We start from the raw sequence: 12415 nt of genomic DNA, 5'->3' as shown, positions 1-12415 counted from the left end.
TTATTTCAGGTCAAGGCGGGGAGGTGCAAAGTCATGTTTGGTACGGCGCCGGCCTGCGTGTTCGTCTGCCAATCACAGCGAACCTTCTGGACCGATAACTCTTCCATGAAGCAGTTTTCGATATAGCGTTCAAGCAGCCGATAGTTATCTGGCTGCAGGTCGATGAACTCGACACCTAGTCCCTGTTGATAATTGTTTTTCGGGTCCGGATGGACGCAATACAATACACGCCCTGTCAGTTCAAGCTCCTGTTTCATGCCCAGCAAGGGCAAGACGATCCGAAACTTTTCACCTTGGTCCATGCGGAACCCGGTTTTCATGAAGAGTCCTCGGGTACTGAGACTGAGGATCTCGCTCAAGTGGCACTTATGGTGACGGCACACCATTCCCGGCAGATTTAATGCCAGGCGCATGTTTTGTCTGGGATGTTTTTCGAGATGGTTCTGGATGGCGGAGAATAGCTGGAATACATCAATCGGCACATCCAGCAGTTCGTGGGGCAGGTCGATGGGGCATGGTTGATCGGGGCATTTCAGGGCAATCAGGGAGGCGCCGTTTTCCAGGCATTGGGTGACGGTTTGCAGTATTTCCGGATCCGCTCCAACGGAGAGCCAATTGGCATTAACGATAAGCAGGTCGGGGTTTGTGTCCCGGCATAACTTGTTGAGGCGGTCCTGGCGGTAGGCAGCCAGTACCCGATATCCCCAGTGTTTAAGGATAAGATCCAGGTCGGTAAGAAGGTTTTCTCTATGTTCTCCAAGGAGCAGGCGTTTCATAAACAAAATCCATTCAAGTTACCCGGCGTCATAAAACACCATTGTAGTTTGTTACAAGTCGACTACGGGTATATGTCAACGATGGGTTCGGGTCAAGGGAAAATTAAATAATGTGATGGAATCGTAGAATTTGAAAAGGGGACAAATGGTGAAATGCTCTATGCTGGGAATGTTGTTGCTGGTGATTTTCTGCCAGACATTATGTGCGGAGCCTTTAGGTATGGAGGCCGCGGATGTTGTTGTGACAACCGGAATCCGCGATCGTATGCCGGTTGACGCGGTAGAGTCCTATGCCGCCACGGTAAAGAATCTTTTTTGTTTTTCGCGCATCACCGGAGCCCGGGTGGATGAAACGGTATGGCACGTCTGGTATCACGAGGGGCGCGAGGTGGCAAAGATCGGGTTGCCTGTGAGGTCGTCGAACTGGAGAACCTGGTCAAAAAAGACCTTTTTTAAGGCATCGCAAGGTGTTTGGCGGGTGGATGTGATGGACGGCCGGGGGCAGATACTCGGTTCGCAAAAATTTCATCTGCTTTAAGTCGAACGGGAGCGCTCAAGCGCGGGAAGAAGCGGAGTGCTTCTTCCCGGGTAATCGCTTGTTTCTCGGATTATTTTTTAGCTTTGCTTTTGGCTTTTTGAGCACGGGCTTTGGCCAGATTCTCTCCCAGGCCCCGATCGATGGCCATTTGACGACGGCTTTCGGAGTAAGCGCGTGCGGCCAGAGGCTGGGTACGGGGGATGTCAAACTGCTTCCGATATTCGGAGGCGGTCATGCCGTGGGCGGTTTTCAGGTGGCGAGCCAGCGTTTTCATCGGCTTGCCACAAATCATGCAAACCACTTTGTCTTTTCCAAACGCCTTTTTACGGGAAACAACCGGTGCCTGGGATGTTTCTTCTTGTTCGGCACCACCTTCCAGCGCTGTTCCGCTTTCGATTGCGCTCAATGCTTGATGTAAATCGTTGAGTTCTGCAATAAGTTCCTCTTTGGACATCGGTGTGGTCGATGCGTGAGAAGCAACGATTTCCGCGGCCATTTCAAGTAAATTTGCCATAGAGGCGTCCTCCTTAAGGATAAATTGTGCTTCTTTTGTACAAGTACAGTAAGTAATACAATATATCCCATTAAAATCAAGAAAAAAGATATTTTTAGTAGTTAATAGGGGCTTTGCGACTAGTATAAAAAGGACGAATGCTATTTGCGGTGGATTTTTTAAGAACTCCGGCTTGATTTAAGAGGTCAATCTAGCTCGCGACTCGCAAGACAAAAAAATTCTATTCAGATGGCGATAAAACGAAAGGTTTGAAAGCTTGTTCGAACAGTGCGGGCGCTAAAAATACCCCTCTGAAGACAGGCGGATCATTGGTTTTCAAGACTGTTCAAGAAATAAAGAGGGGGGCGAAATAAGGGGTTGCACGTGCCGGGCGAGTGTGTGTCAACATAAGGAGCAATGCGGAGCGTGACTGTATGAAGTTCAGCCGCCTCGGCTTATCCCTCTATCCGCTTTTCTATGTTCTCGATCGCATAATAGATGTTACTTGTCGGGTGTATGTGATGTCTTGTGAAAATATAGTACTTGGCTATGGCAGGATACGGTGCTTAATTAAACTTTGAGGGTAACGTTTTGATGATGCGGGGAGGCCGCGTAAATGGTATAAGCTATTGAAATATCCAGCCAAAAAGCTTGACACTATATAGGTGCTATGCTAGCTTTTTAAGCGTTTTATTTGATGGCTGTCAAACGCCTTTTATACATCGTGAAATGTGGCGTAAGACGCGTGGACAGGTTGTGATTTTTCTTATCTGCTCCGGTATCGCAGTGCAAATCTTAAATCGATACTCCGCATTCTGATGGGCGTTGAGTATTCTGTTTGTTACAGGGAGGCTTGAATGGGCAAGAAGCTGTTGCTGGCCGACGATAGTATCACCATCCAGAAAGTGGTTGGAATCATCTTTGCCAATGAAGATTGCAGCCTGGCCGTTGTGGGTGATGGCGATTCAGCGCTGGCCGCTGTTCGGGCCGAGCGGCCTGACCTGATTATGGCCGATGCCATCATGCCCGGTAAAGACGGTTACGAACTCTGTGCCGCGGTTAAACAGGATCCCGCCTTGCGTGACATCCCGGTGTTGTTGTTGTCCGGCACTTTCGAGCCTTTCGACGAAGCACGGGCGGAGAAGGTCGGTGTTGATGACTGGATTATCAAGCCCTTCGAGTCCCAGGCACTGGTCGACAAGGTAGAGGAACTTCTTGCCCGGGTCCCGGAGCCTGTTGCGGAGCAGGCTGTTGCTCAGCCGGAGGAGGCCCTCGATATCGAGGATGCCTTTCCTGAGCCGGTTTCCGCTGCCGCCGATATGTGGCAGGAACTGGACGCCTCTACTGCCGATGAGGCGCCGGCGGAATTCGAGGATCTGTCTGTCCCCGATATCGGGGCAACCGATCCGGTTGAAGCATTTTCCTTCGATGAGGGCGATGTTCGGGACGACAGTGCTTTTGATGTTGCCGAAGTTGGCGATATGGACTTTGGCAGCGGTGATGCGGATAACCTTCTGGAGCCGTCGTCCGAACTTCCGAGTACAGAGGATAGTGCGGATGAAGATCTCTGGCTCGATGCTTCGGAGGAGGATGAGCTTCTTTTTCTTGACGAAGACGATATCCTGGATGAAGATCTTACGGCCGAGGAACTTTCCGGTGAACAGGTTGCTGATCTGTCTTTCGAATCGACCGATGATCTTCTTGCTTCCGATGCCGATCTTCAACCGTCGGCCTTTATGGATCAACCCGAACCCGCTGAGCCGGTAGCCGAACCGGTCGCTGAGCCGGTAGCCGAGCCGGTCGCTGAACCGGTCGCTGAACCGGTCGCCGAACCGGTAGCCGAACCGGTCGCCGAACCGGTCGCTGAACCGGTCGCTGAACCGGTCGCTGAACCGGTCGCTGAACCGGTCGCTGAACCGGTCGCTGAACCGGTAGCCGAACCGGTAGTCGAACCGGTAGTCGAACCGGTAGCCGAACCGGTAGCCGAACCGGTAGCCGAACCGGTAGCCGAACCGGTAGCCGAACCGGTAGCCGAACCGGTAGCCGAACCGGTAGCCGAACCGGTAGCCGAACCGGTAGCCGAACCGGTAGCCGAGCTGCCTAAACGTGATGGCTTGGGATTTTTTCAAAACTCCGGTTTGGTTGCGCGTTTGGCAAAACCTGCGGTTGAGCCGGTCGAGGCAGATGAGCCTGTTTTGCCTGAGCCATCCGAGGTTGCACCCTCTGTCGAGGAAGTTGCCGAAGTCTCCCCGGCACAGCTTGAACAGCGCGTTCAGGGGATTTCCGAAGAGGATCTGACCCGCATTGTCGAGAAGGTCGCCACCGGCGTGGTCGAGCGTTTGGCCGACACCATACTTGAGCGTATCGCCTGGGAGGTTGTACCGGATATGGCCGAAGCTATGATCCGCGACGAAATACGGCGTATAACCGAAAAAGTTTGATGCCGTTAGCGGTTGCTGTCTTGCCGGGGTGATAATGGCCCACGCATTTTGGACCTGGCCTGGGTTTGGCGGAGTTCGATGAAATTACCAGGCACAGGTTTCGGCAAGGGGATCAAAGGCCCGCTGTAAACCTGCACAGGCAGGGTGAATAGTTGACGTACCGAACGGGGATTGCTAAAATCCCCGTTTGTTTTTTATCGGCATGCATAGATGTCCCAGTCATGCATGTTTTGCCCAAAGGATGAACTGCCCATGGAACCGAAACTTCCCAAAGGATATGAGCCTCACGATGTCGAGGCCAAATGGTATGAATTCTGGACTGAAAATGGCTTGTTTCATGCGGATGAGAATTCTCCCAAGAACCCTTTTTCCATTGTAATCCCTCCTCCCAATGTTACCGGCGTGCTGCATATGGGGCATGCTCTTAACAATACCCTGCAGGATATTCTGGCGCGCTGGAAGCGTATGGATGGTCACGAAGTGTTGTGGCAACCCGGAACGGATCATGCCGGCATCGCCACACAGAATGTGGTGGAAAAACAATTGGCGGCGGAAGGCAGCAGCCGGCATGACTTAGGCCGGGAAGGGTTCGTCGACCGGGTATGGCAATGGCGCACCGAGTCCGGCGGGCAGATCATCAATCAGCTCAAGCGGTTGGGGGCTTCCTGTGATTGGGAGCGCGAACGGTTTACGATGGATGAGGGACTGTCCCGAGCCGTGCGGGAAGTGTTTGTCACCCTCTACGAAGAGGGGCTGATCTATCGCGACAACCGGTTGATCAACTGGTGTCCGCGCTGCCATACGGCCCTCTCCGATCTCGAAGTGGAGCATCAGGATCAGAAGGGTAACCTCTGGCACCTGCGTTACCCCGTGGTGGGCACCGATCGCCACCTGGTGGTTGCCACCACGCGTCCGGAGACCATGCTCGGCGATACCGCCGTTGCCGTGCATCCGGAAGACGAACGGTATGCCGACCTGATCGGGAAGTTCATCATGCTGCCGTTGATGGATCGCCAGATTCCCATCATCGCTGACGAATATGTCGATAAGGAATTCGGCAGCGGCGCGGTCAAGATTACGCCGGCCCACGATTTCAACGATTTTGAAATCGGTAAACGGCACGATCTTGAATTTATCAACATCTTCGACGAGTCCGGTGTCGTCAACGGCAACGGCGGTCGCTACCAGGGACTCGAACGGTTTGAAGCACGCACCCGGGTCCTTGCCGATCTGGATGCCGCCGGTTTGCTTGAACAGACCGAAGAGCATCTCAATGCCGTCGGCGAATGTTACCGCTGTAAAACCGTTATCGAGCCTTATATGAGTCTGCAATGGTATGTCAATGTGCAGCCTTTGGCGGAAAAAGCCATTGAAGCGGTACAGACCGGGCAGACCCGGATCATTCCCCAGCAATGGGAAAAAACCTATTTCGAGTGGATGTTCAATATCCGCGACTGGTGTATCAGCCGTCAGATCTGGTGGGGACACCGTATCCCCGCATGGTTCTGCGCAGCATGCAACGAAGTGACCGTTTCCCGTGAGGATCCCACCGCCTGCAGCCATTGCGGCGCGACAGAACTGCGGCAGGAAACCGATGTCCTCGATACCTGGTTCAGTTCCGCTTTATGGCCGTTCTCCACCATGGGGTGGCCGGATAAGACTGTGGCCCTGGAGAAATTCTATCCGACCTCCTGCCTGGTCACCGGCTTCGATATTCTGTTTTTCTGGGTGGCCAGGATGATGATGATGGGCCTCAAGTTCATGGGGCAGGTGCCTTTCAAGGATGTCTATATTCATGCCTTGGTGCGGGATGCCCAGGGGCAGAAGATGAGTAAGAGCAAGGGCAACGTCATCGATCCCCTGACCGTCATCGACGAATACGGTACCGATGCGTTCCGTTTTACTCTCGCGGCTTTTGCCGCACAGGGCAGAGACGTAAAACTGTCCGTCGATCGCATTGCGGGGTATCGCAACTTTGTCAATAAACTCTGGAATGCCAGCCGTTTCGCTCTCATGAATCTGGAGGATTTCGATCCTTCCGGAATCGATCTGGACGACTGCCAGTTGACCCTTGCCGAGCGCTGGATATTGACACGCTTGATCGATGTCGCCGCCGAAACCGGGAAGGCACTGGAAGAATACAAGTTCAATGAAGCCGCCAGCGTTTTGTATGCCTTTACCTGGCATGAGTTCTGCGACTGGTATATCGAACTGAGCAAGGACGATTTGTACGGCGAAGATGCGGCTCGCAAGGCGACCTCGCAGGCCGTATTGTACACCGTGCTCGAACAGCTGCTGCGCCTGCTGCATCCTCTTATGCCGTTTGTCACGGAAGAAATCTGGCAGGCTCTGCCCGGCGAACGTCCGGCCGTATCGATTATGTCGGCCGCCTTTTCCACTGTATCGGAGTTGCCCGAAGATCGACAGGGAGCGTCCCACATGGAACGGATCATGGACGTCATCAAGGGGGTGCGCAATATTCGCGGCGAGATGAACGTTCCGCCCGGCAAGCGTATTGCCGCCGTGCTCGATTGCAAAACAAGCAAGGCTGCCGAGGTGATGGCCGCCGGCGAAGGCTATATTAAAAGTCTGGCACGGATCGACGACCTTGCTTTCGGGGTGGCCGTCGAGCGTCCCGCCCAGGCAGCCACGCAGGTTGCCGGGGATATCGAGATTCTGTTGCCCCTTGCCGGTTTGATCGATCTGGACGAGGAGCAGAAGCGTCTCAACAAAGAGATCGCCAAGGTGGAGAAGGACGTACTCATGTTCAGTAAAAAACTCTCCAACGAATCGTTCCTGGCCAAAGCTCCGGCCGCAGTCCTCGAGAAAGATCGCCAGAAATTGGCCGATGCCGAGGAGAAACTGTCCATTTTGAAGCAGGGTCTGGAGAAACTCGCAGCGTTGCAATAGCAGTACGTTTTAGAGCTACATCATTTCCAAATATCGGCCGTTGTGATTTTCAACGGATTTATCAGGGAAAAGCCCGTCAGCCATCAGGTTGACGGGCTTTTCCCGTTGATGTCGATTTTTTCGGGAGTGCAAAAGCCTTGACAATTTAGCCGTGTCTCATAATCTTTAGCTAAGGACAAATGAAAAACATTAATCTTTACATGGCTTGGTCGCGAGAGCCTTAGGCAAGATGCCCTGTATCGAGGAGATAGCAACCGTGAAGTGGTCTTGGAAACGATTTTTAGGTATGGGGCTGGTGATTCTTTTTTTGAATGGCACCCTGCTGATGCTTAATCGTGGTGTCTTTCTCAAAAGCTTTACGCGTTTGGAAAATGATCGTGCCTATGAAACCCTGCATCGTGTGGTTGGCGTTTATCAGGAAAACCTGGCATTTCTTGAACGCATGACCAAGGATTGGGCCAACTGGGATGATGCTTATGCGTTTATGCAGACCCGCGATCCATCATTTATAACAAGCAATGTGGTGGACAGCACTTTTTCAACGCTGAACGTCAATGTCATTCTTTTTCTGGATGAACAAGGGCTGCCGGTTGCCGGCAAGGCTTATGACTTAATCAGGCATGGGGCTGTCCCCATGTATGTGGGGCTGCAAGATCATTTTACCACGGAGAGTTTCGCAACCCTTGTCGAACATCAACGACGGGGAGTAACGGGTTTGCTGCGTTTGCCTCAGGGACTTCTGATGCTGTCCTGGCAGCCGATACTGACCGGCGAAGGCCAGGGGCCATCGCGGGGAGCGTTGCTCATGGGGCGTTTACTGGATAGCAGGGAATTGGACAGGCTCGGTGCCAAGGCAGAACAGTCTCTGGAGTTCGGCCGGCTTCATTCCGGTCCATCGTGGCCTTCCTGGTCGGAGCAAAGCACCGCCGCCCCTGAGATCCTATTGCGGGTTGTCGATGCAACACGCATACGAGCACGGGTATTGTTCCGGGATATATTCGGCGTACCCGCGGCCGTGATTGGCACCAATCTTTCCAGGGATATCTATGCGCAGGGGCTGCAATCCATTATTTACTTTCATATCTGGTTGCTCGTGGTCAGTCTTATGGCTGGAGTCTGTATCCTGGTTATCTGGGACAGACTGGCAGGGTCCCGGCAGAGACAGCGCGATAGCGAACATCTCTTTCAGCATTTGTTTCAATTCTCGGCCGATGCCTTTTTCCTATGTGAAGAGCAGGGCCGGTTTGTCGATGTCAATCACCAGTCCTGTGCAGTTCTTGGTTTTGACCGTCAAAAACTTTTATCCCTGAGCTGGTCGGATATTACCGATGCCGCCATCGGCAACCTTCTGTCACGCACCCAGCGACTGAGTACGGCGGCCCCCGTCCCCATGGAGGCCACGTTTACAGGTAATCGTGGGCGCACCTTTGTGGGCGATGTCAGCGTTACGCATCTGGAAATCCAAGACCAGGTATTGTTTTTCGTTCTGGTGCGGGATATCACCGAACGCAAGGCAGCCGATACCATGCTGCGAAAACAAAAGGCGCGACTGAATTACCTCGCTTATCATGACGTATTAACCGGTTTGCCCAATCGACTCAAGGCCATAGAGCTTTTGCAAACCTATATCGGGCGGGCCAACCAGCGCGATACCATGGTTGCGGTGTTGATTTTCGATCTGGATCGGTTCAAGAATCTCAACGAGTCCCTGGGGCATGAGACGGGTGACGAAATTCTCATGGAGGTGGCCCGGCGAATTCAGGAAATGCTGCGTGACACGGATGTGGTGGCGCGGTTCGGCGGGGATGAGTTTCTGGTTTTGCTGGAGCATGTGGCGGATAGCACCGGCGTTAAACATGTGGCCGAAAAACTGTTGGAAGCCATTGCCCAGCCACTGCGGATCGGCGAACAGCAATTCTATCTCACCGGTAGCATCGGCATAAGCTTGTACCCCAAGCATGGCGAAAATGCGCAGACCATTCTGAAGGCGGCGGACAGTGCCATGTATTTTGCGAAAGAGCAGGGCCGTAATACCTACCGGTTTTTTATCCCTTCGATTAATGTCGAGGTGGAGGAACGGCTCTATCTGGAGACGGACCTGCGCCAGGCGCTCAACCTGGAACAGTTCATGCTGTTCTATCAACCGGAATTCAATTTGCACACTGGCAAGGTGGAATGCCTTGAAACCCTGTTGCGCTGGCAGCATCCGAAGCGGGGGATCGTGGGACCCGGTGAATTTATCCCCCTGGCCGAGGATACGGGGCTGATTGTACCTATCGGTGAGTGGGTATTGCAGGAGGCTTGCAGGCAGGTCATAGCCTGGAGAGAACAGGGCCTGCCATCGATACGCGTGGCGGTCAATATATCCGCACGCCAGTTCCGGCAATCAGGATTTATCGAAATGGTTTTCCGGGTCCTTAAGCAGTATGGTCTGGCTGCCGAGTGGCTCGAGTTGGAGATTACCGAAAGTTTCGTAATTCAGAGCGCCGAGCATGCACTTAATATGTTCAAGGTCTTGCGGCAGTCCGGGATCAGCCTGGCTGTGGACGATTTCGGGCAGGGCTATTCTTCCTTAAGTTACCTGAGAAAGTTTCCCTTCACCAAGTTAAAGATGGATCGCGCTTTTGTGAAAAACGTGGTGAACGATCCCCATGACGAAGCGATCGCCGCAGCCATTATCGCCATGGGGGATTCGCTGGGACAGGAGGTGGTTGCCGAGGGGATCGAAACCCGCGAACAACTCGATACCCTGCGCACACTCGGTTGCCCCTGCGGGCAGGGCTATTATCTGGCCTTGCCCATGGAAGGCCCCAAGATGGCGGAATTTCTGCAACGCGTCACGGGCGATAGCCCGGCGGTGCTGAGGGCCTTTCGTAAATAACGCCGCCAGTCAGAAAGAGCTGTCGGTGGTTTTAAGCAGTTTTGTCAAGCTGGCGCGAATTTCACTGCTTTCTGTCATCTCCAGCACCTGCTTTGCGACATCCTCGGCTTCGAGGCTCGATATGCGGCTGAGCATCATTTTCATGCGGGGGATAAAAGGCGCCGCCATGGAAAATTCCCTGATCCCCATGCCGATCAGCGCCAGCAGATTAAGAGGGTCGTTGGCCATTTCACCGCACAGGCACAGGCCCTTGTTCTGCCGTTTGGCAATGCTCGCGATATTATGCAGAACCTGCAACACTGCCGGATGCAGAGGATCGTAATAACGATTGACCAGGGCGTTATTCCGATCGGCTGCCAGCAGGTACTGGATCAGATCGTTGGTTCCCAGGGCGAAAAAGTCGACTTCCCGGGCCAGTCGCTCCGCCAATTGAACGGCCGCCGGAACTTCCACCATCATGCCCAGCGGTACATCGGCCTGAAAAGCTATTCCCTGGCTGCTCAGATTCTGGCGGGCTTCCTCCACAACGGCTTTGCAGGCCCGGATTTCTTCAATCCCCGAAATCATCGGAAACAGCATCTTGACCGGACCATGGCAGGCGGCCATGAGTATGGCTTCGATCTGGGTGCGGAAAATATCCCGGTTGTCCAGGGACACTCTGACGGAGCGCCAGCCCATAAACGGATTGTCTTCGTGAGGAGGCTTGAAATAGGGCAACGCCTTGTCGCCGCCGATATCGAGGGTGCGGATGGTCACCGGCAGACCGTTGAATTCCTTTACCACCCTTGAATAGAGCTGGTATTGTTCGTCTCGGCTGGGAAAGTCGGGGCGGATCATATAGGGGAATTCGGTACGATAAAGTCCAACGCCCTCGGCACCGTTGCGGCGGGCGATGTCGATGTCGCTGACAAGGCCGACATTGGCGCGAAGCACCACCTTGACCCCGTCCCGGGTCTGGGCGGGTAGGTCGCGGAATTTTTCGATCTGATGCAGTTGCCGGCCGGCATCTTCCTCAAGTCTGTGATATTCATCCGCAACCTGGGAACCGGGGCTGATGTGCAGCAGGCCCGAGTTGGCATCGAGAATCACATGTTCCTCGGGGGCCACTTTTTTCAGGATGCCGCGCACGCCGACCAGCGCCGGGATCCCCAGCGACTTTGCCATGATGACAGCGTGGGAATTGCGCTCCCCGGCCTCCGTGACAATACCGCGAATCTGTTCATGATCGAGGGCGGCCATGTCCGAAGGCAGGATTTCCCGGGCGATGAGAATGCCCGGGTGTTTTAAGTGCAGCGTGTGCGGAGATTGCCCGGCCAGGTTGGCCAGTAGGCGGCGGCCGATATCGCGCATATCGGCTGCGCGCTCTCGCAGGTAGGGATCCTCCATCCGCTCGAAGGCTTCCACGTAATTACCGATGACCTTTTCAATTGCGTAGCGCGCACCGTGTCCCTCTTCGATCTCCTCCTGGAGACGTTGCTGCATGGCCCGGTCCTCGAGAATCATCAGGTGGGTGTGAAAAATGCTGGCATCGGCCTGGGACAGTCTTTCGGCCATGCGTTTTTCCAGGTAGATGGTCTGGATGCAGGTTTTTTCGAGGGCCTCTTCAAGCAGCGCTTTTTCCTGTTCCGGTGCGAGCACCTCCTCGTCAAGAATGTCGGTCAGTCCGTGTTCTGCAGACATCACATGGGCGGGGCCGGATGCCAGGCCGGGATAGGCCACCACCCCTCGTAGTGCGCTTTCCCTGGTGGTTTCGGCGGTCTCCTCCGGCTGCGAAGGACGCGGTGCACCGGCGGCCTGCCGTAAGGCTTCGACGTAGCGGTTCGCCTGGGCCTCCTTATGCTGGATGGAGTCAAGCAGGCGGGCGTTCACCACGATGGAGGCCACCTGAAAGGCGATGGTCGACAATCCGCTGATGTCTTCGTCGCTGAACCGTCGCGGTGCGCGACTTTGAATGACGAGCACTCCGATCGGGATGTTGCGGTCGAACAGCGGAATCCCCAGAAAACTGTGATACCTCTCTTCGCCGGTTTCCTTGAAATAGCGATAACGTGGATGATTCTGCGGTTCCTGCAGGGCGACGACCTGGCGCTTTTCCACCACCAGGCCGGTCAAGCCTTCGCTGACCTTCATGGTGACGCGACCGACGGCGCGCCGGGACAAACCCTTGGTAGCGAGCAGGCGCAAGGTTTGGCGATCGTCATCCAGCAGGTAGATGGAACAGACGTCCGACAAAGTGCGGCGGGCAACGACCGATACGATATTTTGCAGGGTTTCGTGCAGGTCATGGGACTTGAGAATCAGGGTACTGATATCTTCAAGGGTGCGTAGTCCTATGTGGTTTTTGGTTTTCGGCGTCATGGCGTGAGGCCTTTCTGG

Annotated in this window: 6 protein-coding genes and 1 pseudogene; 4 read left to right on the top strand and 3 right to left on the bottom strand. The window is 54.2% G+C overall.

From position 1 onward, the window contains the following. Positions 1-5: 5 nt before the first annotated feature. A complete protein-coding gene (locus PCAR_RS12660) occupies positions 6-776 on the bottom strand; it encodes a PilZ domain-containing protein (protein ID WP_011342080.1) in 771 nt (256 codons plus the stop codon). Between the two features lie 160 nt (positions 777-936). Between PCAR_RS12660 and PCAR_RS12655 the strand changes: the two genes are divergently transcribed. Continuing rightward, the gene (locus tag PCAR_RS12655; RefSeq protein WP_052643433.1) at positions 937-1314 is read left to right on the top strand and encodes a DUF2914 domain-containing protein; all 378 of its coding nucleotides are present in this window, start codon (positions 937-939) and stop codon (positions 1312-1314) included. A gap of 70 nt (positions 1315-1384) precedes the next feature. Here PCAR_RS12655 and PCAR_RS12650 read toward each other — a convergent pair whose 3' ends face one another. Further along, positions 1385-1828 (bottom strand): MucR family transcriptional regulator, encoded by a 444-nt coding sequence (locus PCAR_RS12650; RefSeq protein WP_011342078.1) that lies wholly within the window; start codon positions 1826-1828, stop codon positions 1385-1387. Between the two features lie 836 nt (positions 1829-2664). Here PCAR_RS12650 and PCAR_RS19285 point away from each other — a divergent pair. The 3 genes and pseudogenes from PCAR_RS19285 to PCAR_RS17985 form a co-directional block, all read left to right on the top strand. Then, positions 2665-3000, top strand: a pseudogene (locus PCAR_RS19285) (response regulator); the annotation flags it as partial. 1500 nt (positions 3001-4500) lie between these two features. Then, positions 4501-7158 (top strand): valine--tRNA ligase, encoded by a 2658-nt coding sequence (locus PCAR_RS12635; RefSeq protein ID WP_011342074.1) that lies wholly within the window; start codon positions 4501-4503, stop codon positions 7156-7158. 256 nt (positions 7159-7414) lie between these two features. Then, complete coding sequence (locus tag PCAR_RS17985) at positions 7415-10039, top strand: bifunctional diguanylate cyclase/phosphodiesterase (protein WP_011342073.1); 2625 nt, start codon at positions 7415-7417, stop codon at positions 10037-10039. Positions 10040-10048: 9 nt separating this feature from the next. On the opposite strand, the gene ptsP is transcribed toward PCAR_RS17985, so the two are convergent. Then, positions 10049-12397, bottom strand: coding sequence for a phosphoenolpyruvate--protein phosphotransferase (ptsP, locus tag PCAR_RS12625; protein ID WP_011342072.1), 2349 nt, complete (start codon positions 12395-12397; stop codon positions 10049-10051). Positions 12398-12415 lie beyond the last annotated feature (18 nt).

The organism is Syntrophotalea carbinolica DSM 2380 (genome assembly GCF_000012885.1).
Classification (GTDB): Bacteria; Desulfobacterota; Desulfuromonadia; order Desulfuromonadales; family Syntrophotaleaceae; genus Syntrophotalea; species Syntrophotalea carbinolica.
This window is presented reverse-complemented; position numbering and strand designations above follow the sequence as displayed.

Coding starts and splice junctions, on each gene's coding strand:
- PCAR_RS12660 (WP_011342080.1), bottom strand. CDS start 776: ATGAAACGCCTGCTCCTTGGAGAACATAGAGAAAACCTTCTTACCGAC.
- PCAR_RS12655 (WP_052643433.1), top strand. CDS start 937: ATGCTGGGAATGTTGTTGCTGGTGATTTTCTGCCAGACATTATGTGCG.
- PCAR_RS12650 (WP_011342078.1), bottom strand. CDS start 1,828: ATGGCAAATTTACTTGAAATGGCCGCGGAAATCGTTGCTTCTCACGCA.
- PCAR_RS12635 (WP_011342074.1), top strand. CDS start 4,501: ATGGAACCGAAACTTCCCAAAGGATATGAGCCTCACGATGTCGAGGCC.
- ptsP (WP_011342072.1), bottom strand. CDS start 12,397: ATGACGCCGAAAACCAAAAACCACATAGGACTACGCACCCTTGAAGAT.